Below are 24,184 nucleotides of genomic sequence, written 5' to 3'. Positions count from 1 at the left end.
AATCGCTTTCACTTTCTCTGTACAGACTTTTCTGAATGATGTATAATTTAATTGTCTTCACAATTACATACGGGGCATTAGCTCAGTTGGGAGAGCGCCTGGCTGGCAGCCATGAGGTCGCCGGTTCGAGCCCGGCATGCTCCACTATAAAGAAACCTTTGATAATCAAAGGTTTCTTTTTTTGTGCCTACTCCCCACTCACGAAGCTGTGAGAGTGTTTGCGTTTGCTTTAGGTGAGAGTTAGGCAGGCCCACCTTTTCCATATTTGAGTGAACGCAAACATGCCATCTAAAACCTCCCTTGAAACTAGCCTCAGGGCCGTTCCCCCTTTTATAGCCAGAGCTTGTTCGGGGACTGCGAGACTCCTACGGGGGAAAGAGCCTAGGTGAGACCCCACAGAGAGCGAATGCGAACGAGGAGGCTCCCCATCTCCCCGTCGGAAAGCGAGTTGTCCCCGAACAAGCCCAAGCACTCATAAAATATAACGGCCCCTTCCAAGTAAAATAAAATTTAACAGAGCCTACCAAAAAAATATTAATTGATTTGAACCCCTCCCTCTCCTCATACGTTATATACATAAAGAGAAAAAAGGAGGAGTAGGTATGACTGAAATATTCCAGTCCATTCCGTGGGTCTTAATCGCCCCCATCCTTGTCATTGAAGGCATCTTACTAATCGTTGCCCTAATTGATTGGGTGCGCACAGAACAAACGAATGGGCCAAAGTGGGTATGGCTTCTTGTCATCGTGCTACTGAATCTTATTGGACCGATTCTTTACTTTATATTTGGAAGGAGCAATGATCGATGAGTCTTGTTCACGTGCAAGATTTAACGAAACGCTTTGACGCTCAACCTGTCGTGGATAGGTTATCTTTCTCTTTAGAAAAAGGCAAATGCGTTTCGCTCCTCGGCCCGAATGGAGCCGGGAAGACAACGACACTTCGCATGCTGTCTGGATTAATGAAACCAACATCAGGGACTGTTTCCTTTGAAGGGATGCAAGGTCATACAGACATTCGCTCCCTGATCGGTTACTTGCCTCAATATCCTGTCTTCCATAACTGGATGACAGGAGCAGAGTTCCTGACGTATGTGGGCCGCCTCTCTCATTTATCTAAGAAAGAGGCCGTGACTCGTGCTGATGATTTATTAAAGCGAGTGGGCATTTACGAAGCCAAGAACCGACGAATCGGCAAGTATTCAGGTGGTATGAAGCAACGACTCGGTATTGCACAAGCTATGATTCATCGGCCCAAACTTATTATACTTGATGAACCCGTCTCCTCTCTCGACCCGATTGGACGTCGCGAGGTGCTGAATTTAATTGAGGAACTAAAAGAAGAAACAACGATTTTGTTCTCCACCCACATTTTGAGTGATGCAGAAGAAGTGAGTGATGAACTTATTCTGTTACATAACGGGACATTGCTCCATTCAGGCACATTAGAGGCGCTCCGAGACACGCATGCTGTAAACAGAATAGCCCTTCGCTTTGAATCGCACCCAGAATCGTATTTAGAGGCGATTGAATCTTTACCAGAAGTGACACGCGTCGAACGAAACGGGGATACGTTGCTTGTTGAGGTTCGTGATTTAGCAGTTGGACGATCTAGTATTCTTAAAACTGCGGCGAGCCAGCATTGGCCACTCACCTCGTTTGAATATGGGCGTCTTTCCCTTGAGGAGTTATTTATGAAGGTGGTGAACGAATGAGGCAGTGGATGGCACTTTTTCAAAAAGAATTACTTGAAAACTGGCGAAATTTTAAATGGATCTGGGTACCGATTACATTTATTTTGCTAGCCGTCATGGACCCGATCACAACTTACTATTTGCCTGTCATTCTCGAGAAGTCCGGTGAAATGCCTGAAGGAACAACGTTTAATTTCCCAACACCCACACCATCTGAAGCTTTCCTGTTAAGCTTTGGACAACTTAATCTCCTCGGGGTTGCCGTTGTACTCCTCATGACAATGGGGATCATCGCAGCCGAACGAAAGAGCGGGGTAACAGAATTAATCCTAGTCAAACCGGTAAGCTATGCCGCCTATATTACAGCTAAATGGGCTAGTACTCTCTTACTCGTCCTTATCAGTTTATTTCTTGGTTTAGTAAGTAGTTGGTATTACGTAAACATTCTGTACGGAGAGTTAGCCTTCTCTTCGATGCTCGGATCCTTCCTCCTATATAGCGTCTGGATGATGTTGGTTCTGACCATTTCTATATTTATGAATGTTTTCTTCAAGACACCTGGTCTTGTCGGGTTTCTATCAATAGCGGTTGTCATACTAATCAATAGCCTAAGCGGGCTTATATCACGCTTCATGGATGGGTACCCCGCTCAAATTCATACGTTTATTCGTACGTATGTTACAAACGGTACAACAAACGGAGACCTCTGGCTCACCGTCGCCATTACTCTTTTATTGATCGCTGTTCTGCTCGTTAGCTCCATTATGTTATTTCGAAAAAAAGAACTAGCCGCATAAAAAGGGAGGCTCTCATGAGCCCCCTTTTTTCGTTATCTCTCTTTAGATTTAGAGTACAGCCAATTAGGGTAAAGTATAGAAGATCGAGCATCCTGTTCATTCACCTCACACCTATTTCATATACGTTAAAAGGAGCTTAAACATGTTTGCTATTGTTTCTTCCATCATTATTGTTATAGCCGTCCTCATCTTTCTGATTTTCGGACACTTCCGTTCATGATGTCATCAAGTTGACTTTATGTAGAAATTTTTGTATGGTTTAAATACTTAAACATACGAACTAATATACATTGTAGGAGGTTCTCCAAATGAATCCAACAGCCCTTATTACAGGCGCATCTAGTGGTTTAGGGTATGAGTTCGCTAAGCTATACGCTGCGAATGGCTATAATTTAATTATCACAGCTCGAAACGAAGAGAAACTTCAACTGTTGAAAGAGGAATTAACACACATCGACGTGACAGTAATTCCAAAAGACCTTTCTCAGCCCGGAGCTTCGAAAGAACTTTACCAACAGGTTATGGATAAGAAACTCCCTGTGACGGCCCTCGTTAATAATGCTGGTTTTGGGTTAAACGGAAATTTCGACGAGCTTTCTCTTCAAGAGCAACAGGACATGCTTCAAGTGAATATTACAGCTTTAACTGAGCTCACTCACTACTTCCTGCCTTCCTTAAAGAAGGCGGCGAATCAAGGCTTGTCCGCTGGTATTTTAAATGTAGCCAGCACCGCTGCTTTTCAACCAGGCCCTAAGATGGCTGTTTATTACGCCTCTAAATCTTATGTACTCTCTTTCTCTGAAGCACTTGCCGAAGAGCTAAAAGATACAAACGTACACGTTACAACACTTTGTCCTGGAGCAACGGGTACAAACTTCTTCAAAACAGCCAAAGCAGAAAATGCGAAACTTGCTGCTAGCACCATGTCTCCACAAGCGGTAGCAAAAGCAGGGTTTGAAGGCTATCAGAAGAAACACCGTGTAATTGTACCTGGACGCATGAACCGGGTTGGAGCTTTAGCTGCCAAGTTCGTTCCTCGCTCTGTGGCTGCTCGAATCGCCCAAAATATGAATGGTGCCAATTCCTAAAGGAGTTGGCACCATTTTTATGCATCGATAACATAGATGATCCACCCGAATTCTTCTTTTAATACCGCCGCATAGCGATCTGCTTCTTCTTTCGATACAAATGTGCCTGTAACAAGTCGATAAGGCGGATTAAAGTTTGAATGATCGGCTCGTTCATAAATGGTCCAATTAAACCGACTTAACACCCTCTGCTTGCCTTTGGTTAACTCTTCTGCTGAAGGAAATGTACCTGTCATGATTCGATAACGTTTGACGTCTGCCTCTACCTTCGCATGTCCTAACACAGCTCGGTAATCAAAACACGGGCAGGCCTTCCATTCATATCCCGGAAATTCATTATGTCCTAGCGTTCGTTCATAACTGGTCATTTCTTGTTTTAACGCTTCATGAAGAGATTTTAAGGCCTTCTTCTGCTCAGGTGTAGGTTCATAATATCTGAAATCCCCGACCACACAAATTCCAACAGCGCGCTTATTCGCGCTTCCAACATGATAACTAATTCGGTCCAGATCATGATTCCATTCGATTGTCCCATCCTTCAAAATCACAAAATGATAGCCAATGCCCGGCCATTGATTTGTATTTACATGGTACCTGGCAAAGGCTTCTGAATCCCCTTCGTCTGTTAAGGAGTGATGAATGGCAATCTCTGTTTTATTCTCTAAAGCAACCCGTTTGTACTCCCCATCCCGCGCTGTCTTACCGCGCAAATCTACTAATTTAGGTAGACTCTTGATCTTCATCTTCATTCTCCTTTTCTTTAAGTTCTTCCACAACTTTTTCAATGGTCTCTCGATCTACTTTTGGTTCCTTTTCTTTTGAGTTCAATTCCTCTTCTAACACTTCTCGTATAACTTCCTTTTCAGGGGAATGAATCACCCCAAGGAAAATAAGGATTGAAAGAATAATACTTACATACATTTCGTACCGATCGACCATATCGATAAATCCACAGTCCTGTAAGAACATTCCTATGAGTGCCGCAATGGCCACCCATAGTCGATAACTTTTCCATTTGCTCTTCTTCAATAGCTCACCTCCTTCCTTTCTATAAAATATGAAGGGTGGTCCACTTTTGACTGTATAATCCAGGAAAAACGGCTCCTTTCACTCCTATAATCGCGTCCATTTTAATACGAGGTGCCTCTGTTCTATCAAATTCTATCCATGAATATTCATTCTGCTGCTTGAATAGAGTGTTAGTACTAGTTTTAGAGAAAGAGGTGCCACTATGGAGGAAAGCCAGGACATTTTACACGTACAAGGATTACGGACAAGTTTCTTCACGGATGATGGAATCGTACCAGCGGTTGATGATATTAGCTTTACCATTCAGAAAGGGGAAGTGTTAGGTATTGTTGGGGAGTCGGGTTGCGGGAAAAGCGTAACTTCATTATCCATTATGGGCCTCCTCCCTCAGGCTGGGAAAATTATCGGAGGTGAAATCACCTTTGAAGGTGAGTCCCTTACAAAAGCGAACGAAAAACGAATGCGTTCGATACGCGGGAATGATATGGCGATGATTTTCCAAGAGCCTATGACTTCTCTTAATCCCCTCTTTAAAATTGGTAATCAGCTTACAGAAGCCATTCGTACCCATCGTTCTTGTACAAAAGACCAAGCGAAAAAACGTGCCATAGAGATGCTTGAATTAGTCGGTCTCCCAAGAGCCGAGCAGCTTTTAAATGAATACCCTCACCAATTATCAGGTGGGATGCGACAGCGTGTGATGATTGCGATGAGCATGATTTGTGATCCTAAGCTTTTAATCGCGGACGAGCCCACCACTGCTTTAGACGTTACGATCCAGAAACAAATACTTCAGTTAATGAAAGAGTTAAATCATAAACTCCACACCTCCATTATGATGATCACTCATGACCTAGGAGTAGTGGCCGAGGTATGTGACCGGGTTGTGGTGATGTATGCAGGAAAGATTGTTGAAGAAGCGCCTGTAAGGACTCTCTTCAAGGAAGCTTTACACCCTTATACACAGGGGCTCCTCGCCTCTGTTCCAGATATACGATCTAAACAGGAGCGCCTCCAATCAATCCCTGGCAACGTACCGAAACCTGGTTCTATTAAGCAGGGATGTCGATTTGCAGCGCGATGTAGTCATGCTATGGACCGCTGTCACGTTGAGGATCCTTCCCTTTACACGCGTGATGAGAATCATCATGTCAGATGCTTTTTGTATGATTCCCAAACCAAAAAGGAGGCCGACCATGAAACAACCTCTACTTGAAGTCAACCACCTCAAGAAATACTTCCCCATTACAGGAGGCATTTTTGGAAAGAAGATCGGAGAAGTCAAAGCTGTTGATGGGGTTTCCTTTGCCGTCTATCAAGGAGAAACCCTAGGACTTGTTGGGGAAAGCGGATGTGGAAAGTCTACGATTGGACGGGTTTTGCTCCGTTTATTAGAAATCACTGACGGTGAAGTACGTTTTGAAGACAAAGACATTCACACCCTAAAAGCCTCCAACATGAAAAAGATTCGCAAGGACATGCAGCTCGTCTTCCAGGACCCATACGCTTCCCTAAATCCACGGCACAAGGTTGAAAAGATCCTTGAAGAACCGCTGATCGTTCATGGCATCAAGAATAAGAAGGAACGTAAAGAACGGATCTACGCCATGCTTGAAACCGTCGGCCTCGATCGCTATCACGCCTCTCGTTATCCACACCAGTTTAGTGGTGGACAACGCCAACGCATAGGGATTGCACGAGCTTTAATGACCCATCCGAAGCTTATTATTGCAGATGAACCCGTTTCGGCTCTCGACGTCTCGATTCAGTCTCAAGTGTTGAATTTATTAAAGGACTTACAAGCCGAGTTTGATCTGACTTATATATTTATTGCTCACGATTTAGGAGTTGTTCGTCATATCAGCGACCGTGTTGGCGTAATGTATTTAGGAAGAATGGTCGAGCTGACAGATAGCGAGCAACTTTATGAACAACCGCTTCATCCTTATACGAAATCGCTCCTCTCCTCTGTTCCTGTACCAGACCCTGATTACCGATCAGAGAGCGATATACTCACAGGAGAAATACCAAGCGCCTCTAACCCTCCAGCAGGATGCGCCTTTCATACAAGGTGTAAGGAGTGTATGGATGTATGCAAGACCACAAGACCCACTTTTCAAGAAGTTAATCCAGGGCACCATGTTGCGTGTCACCTATACGGGGATGCGTAACCTTATATAAATAACCTAAGGGGGAATTTCACGGATGACGAAACGTTTTTGGCTTGCTTCATTATTGCTTATGCTTGTCTTATCTGTTGCTTTAATCGGTTGCAGTGACAAGGAGAAAGAAGAAGAGACGAAGGAACCTGCTACAGATGAACAAACGGATGACACAGGAGAAGAAACAACCGATGAGGAATCAGAAGAGGCTACAGAGGTAAAAGATACACTTGTTTATGCGCGCGGCGGTGATTCAACTGCCCTTGATCCTATTACCACAACAGAAGGAGAAACATTCCGTGTCACGGAGAACCTGTTCGAAACACTCTTAAACTATGAAGATACCAATACAGAATTGGTACCAGGTTTAGCGAAAGAATGGAATGTTTCAGAGGATGGGTTAACGTACACGTTCACCCTTGAAGAAGGCGTGACCTTCCACGACGGAACACCTTTTAATGCCGAAGCTGTTGTATTTAACTTCGATCGTTGGATGAACGGGGATGCTGATCAGTTCCCTTACTATACGATGTTTGGTGGATTTAAAGGAGATGAGGGCCACGTCATTAAGGCCGTTGAAGCTACGGATGAGTTTACGGTTCAATTCACACTAAATCGTCCACAAGCTCCGTTCCTGAAGAACTTAGCGATGTCTCCGTTTGGAATGGCAAGCCCAGCTGCTGTTGAAGAATACGGGGATAAGTTCACGGAAAATCCTGTTGGGACCGGACCATTCAAATTCTCAGAGTGGAAACGAAACGAGCGCATCGTTTTAGAGAAAAACGAAAACTATTGGAAAGAAGGCTTACCAAAGCTTAATAAAGTCATTTACACCGTTATCCCTGAAAACTCAGCTCGCCTAAATGCATTAATGACAGGTGAAGTCGATCTTATTGACGGTGTAAACCCTTCAGACGTGGAACGAATTAAAGCAGATGATTCCTTACAGCTTCTAGAACGTCCTTCCATGAACGTTGGTTACATGGCCTTTACGGTTAATCGTGAGACACCTATGGCTGATGCGAAAGTTCGTCAGGCCCTTTCTCATGCCGTACCGAAAGACCAGATTATTGAAGCTTTCTACGGAGGATTAGCAGAACCAGCGAAAACGGTGATGCCTCCAAGTATCGAAGGATATAACGATGACATTGAAGATTATGAATACGATCTAGAGAAAGCCAAATCCCTTCTTGCTGAAGCGGGTTATGCGGACGGTTTCGAATTTGACTTATGGTATATGCCTGTCCCACGCCCTTATATTCCAGAAGGTCAGAAGATTGCAGAGGTTCTTCAACAAAGCTTCGCTCAAATTGGCGTAACGGCAAACTTACAAACAGCTGACTGGGGCACGTATCTTGAGAAAGCAAGTAAAGGGGACTTTGACGCCTTCCTTCTTGGCTGGACAGGTGATAACGGAGACCCAGATAACTTTATCTACACATTACTGGATAAAGACAGCATCGGTAGTAACAACTATGCATACTACTCAAACGATGAGCTTCATGACGTTTTAATTGAGGCACAAACGATTACAGACCAGGCCAAACGTAATGAACTCTACAAAGAAGCTCAAGTCATTGTACACAACGATGCACCTTGGATCCCGCTCGTTCACTCCACACCAGTCATCGCAGCTAAGAAAGAAATCAGCGGCTACATCCCGCATCCAACAGGCTCAGAACCAGTCACCAACACCGAATTCACTAAATAAATTCATACATTAAAGCATTAAACGGTGCCAGACACCCTGCCATACTGCACAGCAATAAAGGACTGAAGGGTGTCTGACACCTTCCTTTACTGTACAGCGTTAAAGTGGTGCAGGGTGTCTGGCACTCTAGTTATTATGGGAGGTGTGTTATGGGGGCTTATACGATAAGAAGGATTTTGATGCTCCTACCCGTTTTATTCGGCATGAGTTTACTCGTCTTTTCGATTATTTATCTCATCCCTGGTAATCCTGCGCAAATCATATTGGGTCAACGAGCTACACTTGAGGCTATTGCTGAAGTGGAGAAACAGCTCGGTCTTGATCAACCGTGGCACATTCAATATGTCGACTATCTTACAAGCCTTCTTCAAGGTGATCTTGGGACATCCATTAAAACAGACGTTCCAATCAGTCAAGAGATCTTTACTTATCTCGCTGCTACAGTAGAATTGACGCTCGTCGCGATGGTGATTGCCATTTTCATCGGTGTCAACGCAGGCATTATTAGCGCATGGTTCCATAATTCATGGTTCGATTATACAGCCATGGTTTTCGCTCTTATTGGAGTATCGATGCCAATCTTTTGGCTTGGTTTAATGGAACAATACATTTTCTCTGTGCAACTAGACTGGCTCCCCTCTACTGGAAGGTATGAGGCTTCAAGCGTAATTGATCCTATTACTCATTTGTATTTAGTGGACACGCTCTTACAAGGAGACTGGAAACAATTCGTTGATGTATCTAAACATTTAGTTTTGCCTGGTATTGCTCTTGCCACAATCCCGATGGCGATTATTGCTCGCATGACCCGTTCATCCATGCTAGAAGTGATGCGCTCTGATTACATTCGAACAGCACGCGCGAAAGGCCTGGGTAACTTTTGGGTCGTGTACAAGCATTCGTTAAAGAATGCTGTCATTCCAGTTCTCACTGTCATCGGCCTTCAAACCGGCCTCTTACTAGGCGGAGCCATCTTAACAGAAACCATCTTTGGCTGGCCTGGTATTGGACGATACATTTATGACGCTATTCAGTACCGGGACTACCCTGTCATTCAATCTGGCATTCTGTTAATCGCCACCATCTTTGTCTTTATTAATGTCATTGTAGATTTACTTTACGCCTTTATCGACCCAAGGATCAATTATAAATAGAAAGGAGGAATCACATGAACCACGCTACCCCTACACTAAATCACCCTGAAAACCCAACTGTTCAGAAGCCCTCTTCACCATGGCGCGACGCCTGGAGAAGCTTTTCCAAAAACAAAATTGCTATAGTGGGATTAAGTATCGTACTCTTCTTTATTCTACTCGCCCTCTTTGCACCGCTGATTATGCCTTATGATCATACAAAGCCTGACCTTCTGAACCGCCTGCAGGGTCCATCTGCCGACCATTGGCTCGGTACAGACGACTTCGGTCGCGATATTCTTTCAAGGATTATTTATGGCGCACGGATCTCTCTATGGGTGGGATTTTCATGTGTTGCCGGCTCCATCATTGTGGGCTGCACCCTCGGAATCTTAGCTGGATTTTATGGAAAATGGGTGGATACGATCATCTCGAGAATCTTTGATATCCTCCTAGCTTTCCCCAGCATCCTGCTTGCTATTGCGATTGTGGCAATACTTGGTCCGGATCTCCAAAACGCTCTTATCGCCATTGCGGTAATCAACGTCCCAAACTTCGGGCGCCTCATTCGTTCTAAAGTCTTGAGTGTGAAAGAAGAGGAATACATTACCGCTGCAAAGTCTATCGGTATGAAGGATATACGGATCTTGTTTCATCACGTTCTTCCAAACAGTATGACCCCTGTAATTGTTCAAGGAACCTTAGCAGTTGCTACGGCGATTATTGAAGTAGCCGCTTTAAGTTTCTTAGGACTCGGCGCCCAGTCTCCTGATGTGGATTGGGGGAAAATGCTCGCAGATTCTAAAGGGTATCTCGTACAAGCTCCTTGGACAATGATTTTCCCTGGACTTGCTATTATGCTAACGGTACTTGGCTTTAACTTAATGGGTGATGGCTTGCGAGATGCCCTCGATCCGAAAATGAAACAATAAAAAGATCGCGAAGGGGCTGCTCACTCTTCGCGATCTCTATAAACGTATTACTCCTTGAATAAATCAAAAGTGATCTGTTCGCTTTCATCCTTAGCTTTGGTCGCTTCCCTCTTCTTCCCTTTTGCCTCTGAATTCCCTTTATTCTCCACTTCATCCCACCGAAGCTTCACGTTTCGATTCGCCTTCTTTACATCGACAATAGGACCACAATAATCTAGGTGGAAGAACCCATCATATTTCCATGGTTCATGAATAAACGAATTCGGTACATGCTTTAATGTCGAAATATACTGACGAACGAATCTACCTTCCGAGTCATGCTTCTTCCCTTCTCTAACAGGATCATATAAACGGAGTTTTGTACCAGGCTCTAGAGCAAGCAGTGAATAAACCTGCTTATAGTGAATACCAGGTTCATAATCTATGAAAAGCCCTGCAAGGTATTCACAAGATCTCTTCCCATCCAACCCCATCGTATGACAAGCAAACGATAAAAGCATGGCCCGAGCTCTTTCATTGAGCCACCCTGTCTTAAGAAGAGCTCGCATAGCTGCGTCAATCATTGGAATGCCCGTTTGTCCAGTTGCCCACCGCTCAAATCCCTCCATCTCCACTCGTTCTTGATGAAAAGAAGAGTTCAGAGGACCATAAACAACATCCGGGCCATCTTTAAGCCATTGAATAGATCGACAACGAGATTGTAAATTTGAGTAGAAGGCTTTTAACTCCTTCTTCTCCTCCTGATCTTCACATACTTCCATTGCTTGTTCTGTTCGCTTGGCGACATATTTCATTGATAAGTTCCCATAAGCCAAGTAAGGGGAAAGACGACTACACGCATTTGTTGAAGCAAGAGGGTGTTGTCTGTCTTCCTTGTAACGCCTATAACGATCTTCCAGGAAACTATCAAGTGTTTCATGAGCCAACTTCTCCCCGCCCTGCTGACCGTAACGAATTCGTTTTCCCCCAACATTAAAACGATGTAATGGATCAAGTTGGGTTGAAAATGTGCTCGGCAAGCTTTCCTCATCTACCGTTGTGAGTAAAGAAGGAACTTCTTGAACAGGCTGTTGGACAAACGCCTTCCATTCGGTCTGAAACGACCGCACACTCTCTTCCTCACGTGCTATACCGAATTGTGAATACTCATGGAAATCTAGTTCCCTCTTACCCATCCACTCCCGCACTTGTCGATTTCGTTCATATGTAATTGGCCATCCACTCTCTTCGTGCGCATGGAGCGTAAAAGGCCCAAATGATTGATAGATCGTTTCTAATACAGGTTCAATTTCTGAAACGGTAACAAACAAAGAGCCACCAATCCCATTCAACGCTTCACTTAGATCTTGTAAACTCTCTTGTACAAACTGAAAATGACGAATCGATAATTCACTTTCCTGCCAAATGGAAGGCTCCGCCACATACAGTGGCAAAATGGGCTCTCTTTCCCGCCACGCCTCCTGAAGTGGTCGATGATCATGCAAACGTAAATCCCGTTTATACCAGACAACATGTAACACAACGATCCCCCCTCTTGATGTACAATTATTGTAAATCAAACAGGAAGCAAACGTACAGAAACTAGCATATTTAAAACGAAAAAGAAGCACTCGTTACCCGAGTGCTCCTCTTCTTATCGTTCAACTATAGTGATGGGCACAACCCCAGCAAAAGTCATACACAAACGCTGCATCTACTTTCTTTGTTGTCCCATTAGCAGATCGTAAGTAAAAAGTACCTTCATCATTATGAATATAGTCTCCACTACCAACGTATTGACCGTTACGTAACTCAATCAAACAATTGGGCACATTGACGACATTTCCGTTTCTAAAGTCCTTCAAAAGTTGAACAGTCTTAGGATCCTGATTCTGTTTCGCTCTGGAAATGTGTTGCAATAAACTTAGATCTGATTCAAGAAATTTCGCTGTCATGGTCATATGCAGGCCCTCCTAATTTACTTATTTATTACCCGTTTCCAATTATTATAAAACGCCGCGCGTGAAAAAACTCGCGAAATTTGTAGATTGTTCTAAATTTTCTGATATATAACCTTAAAAAATTATCATCTCTCTTCATGATACTAAAAAAAGTTCAGCTTAAGGATGATATGAATCCATAAGCTGAACAATTTACTGGTGACCTTATTGAACTGTTGCTTTCTCAGAAAAGCCTACTTCATAATAATCTAAGAAATTCTGAAGTAGCTTCTTTCCATGCTCAGTCAAGATCGACTCAGGATGAAACTGCACGCCTTCTACTGCGAAATCAACGTGGCGGACACCCATTAAATCTCCGCTCGGTGTACGTGCAGTGACTTCCAAACTATCTGGTAACGTCACTTCATTCCCTATTAAAGAATGATAGCGCGCAACGGTAAACGGAAGTGGAATTTGATTAAATAAGCTACGTCCATCATGCAAAACGAGTGAGGTTTTGCCATGAAATAGTTCCTTCGCACGTCCAACTTCTCCACCGAATGCCTGAATAATCGTCTGATGGCCTAAACACACGCCCAAGATCGGCGTCACACCTGCGAACTGACGAACAACCTCTAAACAAACCCCTGCTTCGTTTGGGCTGCATGGGCCTGGTGATAAAAGAATAGCATCAGGATCCATCTCACGAATTTCATCAATCGTCACTTCGTCGTTCCTTCTTACGGTAATATCTCCATAAATCTCTCCTACATATTGAACTAAATTGTATGTGAAAGAATCATAGTTATCAATCATTAGGATCATATAGACTCTCCTCTTCTCTACTAATCTCAGCTCTCGGGAATCATTATTCCCCTTTAACTAACTTCTCTACGTCCTTTTGTAAGGCTTGCAACGCCTCGGCTCTTGTACCTTCATTTGTTAACTCTTCATGATGTGAATCAATTAACTTTATAATTTTACTGCCAATAATAACACCGTCACTATACCCCTGCACAAGCTTAACTTGTTCATAACTTGATATCCCGAAGCCTACTGCTACAGGGACCTGGCTATACTGCTTTACTTTCTCTAGAAACGAAGCAATATCAGGATTCATATCCTTACGCTCTCCTGTTACACCAAGAGAAGAAACACAGTATAAGAAGCCCTTTGCCTGCTCTGCAATACGTTTGATGCGTTCTTCAGAGTTAGGCGCTACAAGTGAAATGAGCTCAACCCCGTATTGCTCTGTAAAACCACGGATCTCTTCACTTTCTTCCAATGGAATATCCGGGATCAGTAAACCATCTACATCATTCTCTTTCATGGCTTCAGCGAATGCCTCGAGTCCATAGCGCAGCACAGGGTTATAATACGTGAATAAAACGATCGGAATTGTCACCCCTCGCTCCCTCATTTTAGGAACGAGTTTCATAGCTTCTGTCAGATTCATACCTTGCGCTAACGCACGACCTGCTGCTTCTTGAATGGTAGGTCCATCTGCTAAAGGATCTGAATAGGGAACACCTAACTCCAATACATCAGCCCCGCTTTGCTGCATCGTTAAGGCAATCTCAACAGTTGCTTCAGGAGTCGGGTCACCGCTCATGATAAACGGAATGAATAAATCCTTTTCGCGCTTCAATCGTTTTTGAAAACGTGTTTGATCAACCATTTGTTTCATTGTGCTCCCCCTCCTGAAATTGTTCCATAATGGTATTCATATCTTTATCTCCTCGACCGGACACATTAATCACAATCGTTTCACTCTGATCCATTTGTTGTGCCTCTTTCACTGCTTGAGCAATGGCATGAGCACTTTCAATGGCCGGGATAATCCCTTCCGTTTGAGAAAGAGTCTTAACAGCTTCTAGTGCCTCACTATCTGTAATAGACTCATAACGAACGCGCCCAGAGCTATGCAGGTATGCGTGCTCAGGTCCTATACCAGGATAATCTAATCCGGCTGAAATGGAATAAGGCTCCACAATCTGTCCGTGGTCATCTTGAATCAAATACGTCATAGACCCATGAATAATACCTTGCGTTCCATTAAGAAGCGTTGCTGCGTGATCTGGTGTATCGATCCCCTTACCAGCTGCCTCAACTCCAACAAGCTCAACATGATCTTGTAAGAATGGGTAGAACATTCCAATTGCATTGCTTCCGCCACCTACACATGCGTAAATACGGTCAGGAAGTTTGCCTTCTTTCTCTTTGAACTGGCGCTTCGTCTCATCCCCAATGACTCGTTGAAAATCACGAACCATTTTCGGGTACGGGTGTGGCCCTACCACAGATCCAATTAAGTAGTAATGATCATCACAATGGGCAACCCAGTAACGGATCGCTTCATTTGTAGCATCTTTCAGCGTCTTATCACCAGAAGAAACCGAGATCACTTCAGCCCCTAACAATTGCATACGAAATACGTTTAGCTGCTGACGTTCAATATCCTTTTCTCCCATGAATACTTTACATTCTAATCCGAGCTTTGCTGCTACAGTTGCTGAGGCAACACCGTGCTGACCAGCACCTGTTTCAGCAATGATTTTTTTCTTTCCCATTCGCTTAGCAAGAAGAGCCTGACCGATCGCGTTATTCAGCTTATGAGCCCCTGTATGGTTTAAATCTTCTCGTTTTAAATAAATATGAGCGCCGCCCAGCTTCTTCGTAAGCTGATTCGCGTATGTTAGCGCTGTAGGTCTTCCGCTATAGTGCTCTAATTCATGACGATATTCTTCTTGGAAACTCTCATCTTTCATGGCTTCATCAAGTGCGTCTTCGATCTCTTTTAACGGGGCCATCAAGGTTTCAGGAACAAATTGGCCTCCATATTCACCATAACGTCCTCGGTTATCCGGATATACGACTGACATGTTGTGTCCCCCTCACGAAATTGTTCATTTTATCAACGTCTTTTGCTTCGTCTGTTTCAATCCCAGAGGATACGTCAATCCCCTTAGGTTTCAGCTTCAATAGTTCACTCACATTCTCATCGGTAACGCCACCAGCAATAAAGCACGGAACGCCTTGCCTTTTTCCTTCTTCAATATAGAATGGTGCCTGACCCCAATCAAAACGAACACCTGAACCGCCCCAGTGTCCCTTTACTTTGGAATCGACGACATACCCATCCACTACCCCTTGAAACAATCCCATTCGTTCAAGGGCGTCTTCAGAGTGGTGAATCGCCTTCCAAACAGGCTTCTTAAATCGCTCTTTAATAGCTAACACTTCTGATAACGTTTCTGTCCCATGTAACTGAATAATATCTAGATGGGTAAGATGAAGTGCTTCTTCAATCTCAGCCACAGAAGGGTTAACAAACACCCCTACAATCTGTTGTCCCTCTCCTAATGGAGCGCGTTCTAACCAGCTTGACACCTGCTCCGGAAGGACTTGTCGTTTACTTTCAGCAAATATAACCCCAACATAAGGAACGCCTGACTCTATTGAATATTTGAGATCTTCAAAGCTTCGGTTTCCGCAAAATTTAAGCGCAGTTTTACTCATGAAGTAACACGTCCTAACATATTGTGGATTTGTTTTGTCGCATTGTTCTCACGCATAAGAGCCTCTCCTACAAGGATCGCTTTGGCTCCAGCCTCCTTGACCCGTTTTACGTCTTCAAAGGTAAACAAGCCACTTTCGCTGACAACAAGACTACCCGCAGGAATTAAGCTAGCAATCTTTTCTGTTTGATCTAACGTGGTCTTAAAAGTTGTTAAATCTCTATTATTGATTCCAATAATCTTAGGTTGAAACACATCAAGAATACGCTCAAGCGTTTCTGCTGCATGAACTTCCACAAGGGCATCCAACCCTAACTCTGTGGCTTTTTGATAAAGAGCGTAAAGCTTAGTCGGTTCAAGTACTTCTCCAATAAGCAAGATCGCATCAGCACCAATCCTTGCACTCTCTTCAATCTGCAACTCATCGATAATAAAGTCTTTTCGTAATACCGGGATAGAAACATGTTTCTTAACAGCTGTTAAATCTTCACGTTTCCCTTGAAAATACGTTTGATCGGTAAGCACAGAGATTGCGCTTGCACCTGCTTCATTATAGACCCCTGCTATTTCAAGAGGCCTGAAATCTTCACGAATTACGCCTTTAGAAGGGGACGCCTTTTTCACTTCTGCAATTAGGGAAATGGCATCTCCCCCAGAGTTCAAAGCTTCATAGAAGGAACGCTTTTCCACTGATTCTGCTTCTGGTAGTGTAAGATGTTTCACTTCTTCCTTTTTCGTTTCAATGATTCGATCAAGCATAATGAGCTCCCTCCAACGTATGTCGTAACGATTGATAATAATGGTGTACCGTTCCATCTTCTAACGCTGTCTTCACTTGCTCTACGCCCTCTTCAATTGAAGAAGCTTTACCTCCCACAAATAATCCGGCTCCGGCATTGAGGATAACGATATCTCTTGCACTGTCATTCGCTGTTCCTTCAAATACTGCCTGAATAAGCTTAGCGCTTTGCAGTGAATTTTGAACTTGAATATCTTTTAGTTGCCCCCGCTTTAAACCAAATTGTTCGGGTTCCACTGTTGTTCTCGTAACTTTCCCGTCTTTCAGTTCAACCACGTCTGTTTGTTCAGAAATAGACAGTTCGTCTAAGCCGTCTTTTCCTGTTACAAGGAGCACATGCTGTGAACCTAGTTCATGGAGCGCACGAGCCAATTTCTCACCTAGTGCGGTATCATAAATTCCGATGACTTGATGTCTCGCATTTGCAGGATTCGATAAAGGGCCCAGAACATTAAATGCCGTTCGAAAACCCAGTTCTCGTCTTGCAGTTACGGCATGCTTCATCGCTTGATGATAATTAGGAGCAAATAAGAAGGTCATGCCTGTGTGAGAAAGCATGTGTGCTGCTTGTTCAGCCGTGGTATTAACCGGCACTCCCAAGTATTCTAAGACATCAGCACTTCCGCTCGCAGAGGACACTTTTCGATTCCCATGCTTAGCCACCTTCACATCCAAGGAGGCTAATACAATAGCGACCGCTGTCGATATATTAAAGGTAGATAAGCCATCCCCACCTGTTCCGCACGTATCAACCACAATCTCTTCTGTATGCTGAATGGTACGCATGTGTTTTCGCATCCCTTTTGTAAACCCTACAAGCTCATCAACGGTCTCCCCGCGGAAGCGTAAGATCGATAGGAAGCTAGATAGCTGTTCCGTCCCAACTTCACCTTGCATAATTAAGTCCATCACTTCGAAAGCTTCCTGCTCTGTTAAGGTTTCCTCGTTTAGCAAACGATTTAACGTGGTTTTAAGCATAATTTTTCTCCTCCTCATGTGAAGTCGTTCCAAACAGTTCTTCGGCCTGATCGATCGTTTGTAACAAAGCACTTGCTTTGTTCACCGTTTCCTGCCACTCCTTCTCAGGGTCAGAATCAGCAACTACACCTGCTCCTGCCTGAACGTGAGCGACTTGATCTTTCAGTAGAATTGTTCTGATTGCAATACATGAGTCAAGGTTTCCATCAAAACCAAAGTAAACGACGCCACCGCCATAAACATTACGGGCTGTAGGTTCTGTTTCTTGCAGAATTTCCATTGCTCTAATCTTCGGGGCTCCTGAAAGCGTCCCTGCCGGAAAGGCAGATTGAAAGGCTTCAATCGGGTGGGTTCCAGGGTTTAAATGGCCTGTCACTTTGCTGATCATATGCATCACTCTTGAAAACTTCATGATTTCAGCAAGGACCGGCGTTTCTACAGTGCCAAATGAAGCCACTCGACCGACATCATTCCTGGCTAAGTCCACTAACATATAGTGTTCCGCTTTTTCCTTCTCATCTTGTAAGAGCTCTTGTGCTAATTGATCATCTTCTTCCTCACTTTCACCACGCTTTCTGGTTCCTGCAATCGGATGAATCTCAATTTCATCATCAGCTACTTGGATTAAACGCTCAGGGGAGCTTCCAATAAGTTCATAATCGTGATAATTGATATAAAACATGTAAGGTGACGGGTTCACGTGACGTAATACACGGTAAAGCTGAAGCCCATCAACGGTAACTTTCTTTGAAAATCGTTGGGATAGTACGGATTGAAATATGTCTCCTGCGCGAATGTATTCCTTTATCTTCTCTACATCTTCTTTGAACTGTTCCTTTTCATAGTTCGTCTCGACACCCTCGAGACTACTGGCATTCTTTCCTTTATGAAAAGCTAAAAATGGTTGAGCCTCATGGGTTGAGGATAACTTCGACAACAACTGGTTTACTTCTGATACAGCTTGATCGTATTTGTGACGAAGCGTATTTTCATCATCCTCTCCGTCATTTCGAACGAACCGAACGAGCGTTAATTCATTTGACTGATGATCATAAGCCAATAACGTTCGGCAAAACAGAAAGTGATAGTGAGGCATATTCAAATCATCAAAGCGAGGCTCTTTGATCTTCTCCATGTCTGAAATGGCATCATAAGATACAAATCCGACCCCTCCGCCGTGAAATGGCAATGGTACGTCAGGCAACTTCACCTGTAGACGATCGAAGATTTGATCAAATCCATCCCGAAGAGAGCTCGCTTCTGTTGTTTCTTGCCTGTCTTCGTCATAAAACGAAATAAGGCCATTGTGTTCTGTCATCGTAATAAATGGGTGTAAACCAATAAAGGAATATCGAGACCAAGAGGAGGTATGGTCTCCGCTTTCTAATAAATAAACCGCTTCTTCGCGCAAGCGTTCATACATTTGAATGGGGGTTACCGTATCACTATAGCACTGATAGGTAACTGGAACCGTCTTATGGGTAGACGACTCCTGTAAAAATTGAAGTAGTTCTTTCATGAATCTCACCTCTCCATATTCGTTATGGAGAATGAAATGGTCTGAGGATAAATATATGGGGAACCATCTTCTTTGATGGACCTATGCTCAACTCTACTCAACTAAAAACTCCTCAACTCACCTATCTCATTCTCAACTCATCTAAACTAACTAATCTCATCTGTTACTAATTCTACGAATAAACTCTACTCTACATACGTCTAAAATCTCAAAATAAATACTCTAAACTAAACTCTTCTAAAACTTGTAAACTAGTGTAATACATGCCTTCCTACATGTCAATCGGACAGCTGTCTAACCGATAAACAGAAGCTTTAATTGGAGATCAGAACGTCTTTTTTATATAATAATAAATGAGTAAATATACAACATCTTCCTATACTTCAAGCTTTCCATGTACCTGAAGTACAAAAGAAATAAATGGGTAAGATAGTAAGAGCGTTTAAAAGGCGTTGTTGGAAAAGGACGGGATTCTGTATCGAAGAGCTATTTCAATCCAATCAAACCATAATGTTAATAGCTATTTTATTAATCACAAGCGTATTAGTCACAAAGTTCTCTACGCGACTCGGCGTCCCTTCCCTTGTCTTATTTATAGGGGTCGGGATGCTTGTTGGGAGTGACGGCCTGGGTTTTGTGTATTTTGACAATGCAGGGCTTGCTCAAACAGTTGGGACCTTTGCCCTTGTCGTTATTTTGTTTGAGGGTGGTCTCGAAACCAAATGGGGCGTAATTAAGAAAGTTGCGTTCCCTGCCCTGCTTTTAGCAACAGTCGGTGTGTTAATCACAGCAGGTCTTGTAGGCGTGGCTTCCAAGTTTATTTTTGATATCTCTTGGCTAGAGGCGTTCCTTTTTGGGTCTATTGTAGGCTCAACAGATGCCGCAGCTGTATTTGCGGTATTAAGGGGAAAGAACGTCAAAGGAAACATTGAAGCAACGCTTGAAGCCGAGTCGGGTTCTAATGATCCGATGGCTGTATTTTTAACCATTTCATTTATCGAACTCATTCAACAACCAGAAGCAAATGTTTTCATGCTTGCCGGCTCTTTCTTCTGGCAGATGGGAATCGGATTAGCGGTTGGGCTCGCAATTGGAAAAATTGGAAGCATGTCGATTAACCGAATTAATCTAGACTCAGGAGGACTGTATCCTTTATTTGCCCTTTCATTTGCCTTACTTACGTACAGTGTAAGTTCTCTCATGCAAGCCAGTGGTTTATTGGCTGTGTATGCGGCAGCTCTTGTAATCGGCAATTCTGAATTAACCTATCGTCACTCTATCTTGCGATTCAATGAAGGCTTCACATGGATGATGCAAATTTCCATGTTTGTCATACTAGGATTGCTCGTTTTCCCTTCTCAACTATTTACTTCAGATGTTGTAGGGAAAGGAATATTGCTTTCTGTCATCCTCATTTTTATCGCGCGTCCCGTTGCTGTCTTCTTATCACTCGGAACATTTCCGTTTTCTATTAAAGAAAAGCTTTTCTTATCCTGGGCAGGTCTCAGAGGAGCCGTTCCCATTGTGTTAGCCACTTTCCCTTTAATGGCAGACCTTGACGATAGCCAGCTGATCTTTAACGTCGTATTCTTTATTGTACTTACATCCACACTGCTTCAAGGGGCTACCATTACACCACTGGCGAAGAAGTTCAAGCTTGCTGGGGAAGCACGTGAAAACCCTGTTCATTCCCTCGAACTCATATCCATCGGGAAAGCTAACGTGGAGCTTGTCGAATATGAAGTGACACCTACTACGTCCATAAACGGACAAAGTCTTGAGTCCATTGAATTTCCTGAAGGCACGCTCATAAACGCCATTATACGAAGGGGTGATATTGTTACCCCTTATGGGCAAACCGTCATCCAAGAAGGCGATATCTTGTATATTCTGGTCTCGAAGAAAAACAAATCAGAATTGCAAAAGCTCCTTCAGGCTGAAACGCTTCAAGCACAAATCTAACAGGCTCATTAAGCACTCTTTAAGAAAGGTACTAAATAATAAAAAAGCGGAGACCTTAAAGAAAAGGTTCTCCGCTTTTTTTGCCATTTAGAATTCGTTATAGAATGTCCATTCAGGGCTTTAAACTAATTAAAATATCAATCGCCTCGTCAGGTGCCATACCCGGCTCAACTTCATCTTCATAAAGCATTTGAATAAGGGTGGCATCAAGATCCGTAAACCCTTGAGTAGTGGTGTAATCCTGGAAGAATATACTGTCAGGATAGCTATATGAATCTCTAGGTAATCCTAGAGATTGGGTAATTTCTTCACGAACTAAGTGGCTCTTCCCCTCTTGAGATGGCTTGTCTGTTGAGATGAGGATCGTCGCATTCGTAATTTTATACCCCGCTTCCCAGGAGTAATAAAACAATCCCCAATTCCCCTCACGAGGGTTGTCCACGTAATTTCCAAACTCCTCAATCGGAACATAGTAAATATTGATATTCGCATCTTTATCTACGAGCTTTACATCAATAGCAGATTGAAGGGTATTCACATCTTCAATGGTAGATTTCACCGCATTCATATCTTCATCTGTAGGCGATCCATGAACTTGAATACGTGGATTAATCTCCCATTTACGAATGGGGAGGGCGTCGGAGTTAAACTCGGCACCGAATGCAATTTCCTGGAAGTATTCAATCGATTGATCTGTATACTTCATCCCTTCCTTCGCCTGAAAATCTAATGTCTGAGGAGCTTTCATGGCTACTCCTTGCAAAGAAGTGATTGAACTTGAAACGTGAAGCGTATACGTTTCGTCAGACTTATAGGGAACAAGTGGTGTAACGAAGACTTTTCTCTTATTATCGCTTAAACTGACTTGCACCTTCATACGTTCTCCATCACTTGACCTTGTTATGTATACCGAATCTTCCGAAACTGTCCCACTATCAAGCGGTGTATTAAAGACAATCCTCCACTCTTTACGAGGTGATACAAGTAACGGATCATCCGCATGAACGAGTGCGGGTTTAATATGCACAAAGCCTATTACCATAACCACCAATAGGATCCAGCGCTTCGCCATAGGACCCCTCCCTTACTCTTCTATTTTCTACCATTTTATCATCTATTCTATTAATTGGAACCACTGGAAACACATTCATCTCCTATTTTCTTATCTCCTGTCTCATTCGTAAAGGAAAATTATTCATTTAACTTATTTCTTGTTGTTTAAACACTTAATTTTTCGAAAATAATAAGAGTATTGACGGTACTACCCTATACTGCTAAAGTTGCTTAAGTGGCGATAAAGCCATCAATTAAATGAAATTATACACTACACTTCACTTCATTTCCTTGTATAAGTTCGAGAATAGGGCTCGAACGTATCTACTAAGCTACCGTAAATAGCTAGGCTACAAGGGATTTCGTTTATCCATTCACCTATTTCAGGGTTTGATACGCGATCCCTTTGTAGAACGTAAGCTTCGGTAGAGTACCCTATCCGAGGCTTTTTTTAATGCATAAAGGGAGGATCAACTATGAACCGCATACAAGAGTTCTTTCAGTTCAGAGAACGAGAAACCAACTTCAGACAAGAAACCATCGCTGGGATGACAACTTTTCTTGCGCTTGCTTATATTCTAATCGTAAATCCAGCGATCTTAAGCCAAGCTGGCATGGATAAAGGTGCTGTGTTTACCGCTACAGCCTTAACGATTATATTCGGTACACTTATGATTGGCCTGATTGCCAACTACCCAATCGGAATTGCGCCGAGTATGGGGCTTAACTCTTTCTTCACATTTGCCGTTGTAAACACAATGGGCATCCCGTGGGAAACAGCAATTACAGGCGTATTCATCGCTGCAATTTTATTTACGATTTTAAGCTTGTTGAAAATTCGAGAGAAAATCATTAACGCCATTCCTAAAAACTTAAAGCACGCCGTATCTGCAGGAATTGGCTTTTTCATTGCTTTTATTGGTTTAAAGAATTCTAACTTAATCGTTAGCAATCCAGACACCATTGTGGCATTCGGAGATTTAACAGATGCGAGCACGCTTCTAGCTGTTTTTGGATTTATTATTACGATTATCATGCTCGTATACGGTTGGAAAGGCGCCATCTTCTATGGAATTATCATTACGACCGTTGTCGGTTTAGTAACAGGAATGATTGAAAAGCCTGAAGCTATTATTGGTGGCATTCCAAGCCTTGAGCCAACGCTAGGCGTAGCCCTTCAACCTGACAATATAGCGAACGCCCTTTCACCGGCCGTGTTACCTGTTATCTTCACATTCCTATTTGTGGCCTTCTTTGATACAGCTGGTACGCTGATCGCCATTGCTTCTCAAGCTGGCTTAATGAAAGACAATAAAGTACCAAATGCTGGTCGTGCTTTACTATCAGACAGTACAGCTTCTATGGTAGGTGCCGTACTTGGAACATCAACAACAGCTTCCATGGTTGAATCCTCAGCCGGTATCGGAGCAGGAGGACGTACAGGCTTCACATCAGTCATTATGAGCATCTGTTTTGCCATCGCCATATTCTTTGAACCTGTACTCTCAATCGTACCGATCACCCTTACAGCACCAGCTCTTATCATTGTAGGTGCCATGATGGCAACAGAAGCCAAAGCCATTGAATGGAATCGCCTAGAAATCGCGATCCCATCCTTTATCACAATTCTGATGATGCCATTCACAAGTAGTGTAGCCACAGGAATCGCACTTGGTTTTATCCTGTACCCTATTACGATGATTGCATCCAAACAACACAAAGACATGCATCCCATGATGTACGTCCTATTCATCCTATTTATCCCGTATTTAATCTATAGCGCTTAACAAAAAATCCCCCTTGCACCTCTCCGGTCGCAAGGGGGATTTTTTTGTCACAGTCCACTTTTATATGAAAACTTTGGATCCTTACCCTTAGCTTTGTTGGAGTG

23 protein-coding genes, 1 tRNA gene and 1 riboswitch are annotated in these 24,184 nt (G+C 43.2%); of the genes, 12 read left to right on the top strand and 12 right to left on the bottom strand.

What is annotated here, in order from left to right:
- Positions 1-71 precede the first annotated feature (71 nt).
- From LQ226_RS17435 to LQ226_RS17415, 5 genes are all read left to right on the top strand, one after another.
- Positions 72-144, top strand: a tRNA-Ala gene (locus tag LQ226_RS17435).
- Positions 145-602: 458 nt separating this feature from the next.
- Positions 603-809 (top strand): PLDc N-terminal domain-containing protein, encoded by a 207-nt coding sequence (locus tag LQ226_RS17430; protein ID WP_231419327.1) that lies wholly within the window; start codon positions 603-605, stop codon positions 807-809.
- Entirely contained in the window at positions 806-1,714 is a 909-nt protein-coding gene (locus tag LQ226_RS17425; RefSeq protein ID WP_231419326.1) for an ABC transporter ATP-binding protein, read from the top strand. Before LQ226_RS17430 ends, LQ226_RS17425 begins: the two co-directional genes overlap by 4 nt.
- Entirely contained in the window at positions 1,711-2,490 is a 780-nt protein-coding gene (locus LQ226_RS17420; RefSeq protein WP_231419325.1) for an ABC transporter permease, read from the top strand. The genes LQ226_RS17425 and LQ226_RS17420 overlap by 4 nt, the downstream gene beginning before the upstream one ends.
- A 308-nt stretch (positions 2,491-2,798) precedes the next feature.
- Positions 2,799-3,578, top strand: a complete 780-nt coding sequence (locus LQ226_RS17415; RefSeq protein ID WP_231419324.1) for an SDR family NAD(P)-dependent oxidoreductase — start codon at positions 2,799-2,801, stop codon at positions 3,576-3,578.
- Between the two features lie 17 nt (positions 3,579-3,595).
- Here LQ226_RS17415 and LQ226_RS17410 read toward each other — a convergent pair whose 3' ends face one another.
- Positions 3,596-4,321 (bottom strand): peptidoglycan recognition protein family protein, encoded by a 726-nt coding sequence (locus tag LQ226_RS17410; RefSeq protein WP_231419323.1) that lies wholly within the window; start codon positions 4,319-4,321, stop codon positions 3,596-3,598.
- On the bottom strand, positions 4,299-4,607 hold the full coding sequence (locus LQ226_RS17405) for a hypothetical protein (protein ID WP_231419322.1): 309 nt from the start codon (positions 4,605-4,607) through the stop codon (positions 4,299-4,301). Before LQ226_RS17405 ends, LQ226_RS17410 begins: the two co-directional genes overlap by 23 nt.
- Before the next feature lie 202 nt (positions 4,608-4,809).
- Between LQ226_RS17405 and LQ226_RS17400 the strand changes: the two genes are divergently transcribed.
- The 5 genes from LQ226_RS17400 to LQ226_RS17380 all read left to right on the top strand — a co-directional run bounded on the left by LQ226_RS17400 (position 4,810) and on the right by LQ226_RS17380 (position 10,545).
- Positions 4,810-5,823 (top strand): ABC transporter ATP-binding protein, encoded by a 1,014-nt coding sequence (locus tag LQ226_RS17400; RefSeq protein WP_231419321.1) that lies wholly within the window; start codon positions 4,810-4,812, stop codon positions 5,821-5,823.
- Positions 5,804-6,778, top strand: a complete 975-nt coding sequence (locus LQ226_RS17395; RefSeq protein WP_231419320.1) for an ABC transporter ATP-binding protein — start codon at positions 5,804-5,806, stop codon at positions 6,776-6,778. Before LQ226_RS17400 ends, LQ226_RS17395 begins: the two co-directional genes overlap by 20 nt.
- A 34-nt stretch (positions 6,779-6,812) precedes the next feature.
- Positions 6,813-8,480, top strand: coding sequence for an ABC transporter substrate-binding protein (locus LQ226_RS17390; RefSeq protein WP_231419319.1), 1,668 nt, complete (start codon positions 6,813-6,815; stop codon positions 8,478-8,480).
- Between the two features lie 149 nt (positions 8,481-8,629).
- Positions 8,630-9,634 carry an ABC transporter permease gene (locus LQ226_RS17385; RefSeq protein WP_231419318.1) on the top strand — a complete coding sequence of 335 codons (1,005 nt, stop codon included), beginning with the start codon at positions 8,630-8,632 and terminating at the stop codon, positions 9,632-9,634.
- Positions 9,635-9,648: 14 nt separating this feature from the next.
- Entirely contained in the window at positions 9,649-10,545 is an 897-nt protein-coding gene (locus LQ226_RS17380) for an ABC transporter permease (protein ID WP_231419317.1), read from the top strand.
- Positions 10,546-10,592: 47 nt separating this feature from the next.
- On the opposite strand, the gene LQ226_RS17375 is transcribed toward LQ226_RS17380, so the two are convergent.
- The 9 genes from LQ226_RS17375 to trpE form a co-directional block, all read right to left on the bottom strand.
- Positions 10,593-12,065, bottom strand: coding sequence for an FAD-binding domain-containing protein (locus LQ226_RS17375; protein WP_231419316.1), 1,473 nt, complete (start codon positions 12,063-12,065; stop codon positions 10,593-10,595).
- Between the two features lie 120 nt (positions 12,066-12,185).
- Positions 12,186-12,485, bottom strand: coding sequence for a hypothetical protein (locus LQ226_RS17370; protein WP_231419315.1), 300 nt, complete (start codon positions 12,483-12,485; stop codon positions 12,186-12,188).
- Positions 12,486-12,689: 204 nt separating this feature from the next.
- On the bottom strand, positions 12,690-13,289 hold the full coding sequence (locus LQ226_RS17365) for an anthranilate synthase component II (protein WP_231419314.1): 600 nt from the start codon (positions 13,287-13,289) through the stop codon (positions 12,690-12,692).
- Positions 13,290-13,332: 43 nt separating this feature from the next.
- On the bottom strand, positions 13,333-14,142 hold the full coding sequence (trpA, locus tag LQ226_RS17360; protein WP_231419377.1) for a tryptophan synthase subunit alpha: 810 nt from the start codon (positions 14,140-14,142) through the stop codon (positions 13,333-13,335).
- Complete coding sequence (gene trpB, locus LQ226_RS17355; RefSeq protein ID WP_231419313.1) at positions 14,135-15,346, bottom strand: tryptophan synthase subunit beta; 1,212 nt, start codon at positions 15,344-15,346, stop codon at positions 14,135-14,137. The genes trpA and trpB overlap by 8 nt, the downstream gene beginning before the upstream one ends.
- Entirely contained in the window at positions 15,324-15,983 is a 660-nt protein-coding gene (locus LQ226_RS17350) for a phosphoribosylanthranilate isomerase (protein WP_231419312.1), read from the bottom strand. Before LQ226_RS17350 ends, trpB begins: the two co-directional genes overlap by 23 nt.
- The gene (trpC, locus tag LQ226_RS17345; RefSeq protein WP_231419311.1) at positions 15,980-16,741 is read right to left on the bottom strand and encodes an indole-3-glycerol phosphate synthase TrpC; all 762 of its coding nucleotides are present in this window, start codon (positions 16,739-16,741) and stop codon (positions 15,980-15,982) included. Before trpC ends, LQ226_RS17350 begins: the two co-directional genes overlap by 4 nt.
- The gene (gene trpD, locus LQ226_RS17340) at positions 16,734-17,759 is read right to left on the bottom strand and encodes an anthranilate phosphoribosyltransferase (RefSeq protein WP_255688801.1); all 1,026 of its coding nucleotides are present in this window, start codon (positions 17,757-17,759) and stop codon (positions 16,734-16,736) included. Before trpD ends, trpC begins: the two co-directional genes overlap by 8 nt.
- A complete protein-coding gene (gene trpE / locus LQ226_RS17335) occupies positions 17,752-19,278 on the bottom strand; it encodes an anthranilate synthase component I (protein ID WP_231419310.1) in 1,527 nt (508 codons plus the stop codon). The genes trpD and trpE overlap by 8 nt, the downstream gene beginning before the upstream one ends.
- 420 nt (positions 19,279-19,698) lie before the next feature.
- On the opposite strand from trpE, the gene LQ226_RS17330 reads away from it, so the two are divergent.
- Positions 19,699-21,240 carry a potassium/proton antiporter gene (locus LQ226_RS17330; protein WP_255688800.1) on the top strand — a complete coding sequence of 514 codons (1,542 nt, stop codon included), beginning with the start codon at positions 19,699-19,701 and terminating at the stop codon, positions 21,238-21,240.
- A gap of 112 nt (positions 21,241-21,352) precedes the next feature.
- Here LQ226_RS17330 and LQ226_RS17325 read toward each other — a convergent pair whose 3' ends face one another.
- Positions 21,353-22,312: a DUF2927 domain-containing protein gene (locus LQ226_RS17325; RefSeq protein ID WP_231419308.1), complete on the bottom strand. Its 960-nt coding sequence runs from the start codon at positions 22,310-22,312 to the stop codon at positions 21,353-21,355.
- A 252-nt stretch (positions 22,313-22,564) separates the two neighbouring features.
- Positions 22,565-22,666, top strand: a riboswitch (purine riboswitch).
- 112 nt (positions 22,667-22,778) lie between these two features.
- On the opposite strand from LQ226_RS17325, the gene LQ226_RS17320 reads away from it, so the two are divergent.
- A complete protein-coding gene (locus LQ226_RS17320) occupies positions 22,779-24,080 on the top strand; it encodes an NCS2 family permease (RefSeq protein ID WP_231419376.1) in 1,302 nt (433 codons plus the stop codon).
- Positions 24,081-24,184 lie beyond the last annotated feature (104 nt).

The organism is Pontibacillus sp. HN14 (genome assembly GCF_021129245.1).
Lineage (GTDB): Bacteria > Bacillota > Bacilli > Bacillales > BH030062 > Pontibacillus.
Note: the sequence above shows the minus strand (reverse complement) of the source record. Positions and strands in the feature narration are given on the sequence as shown.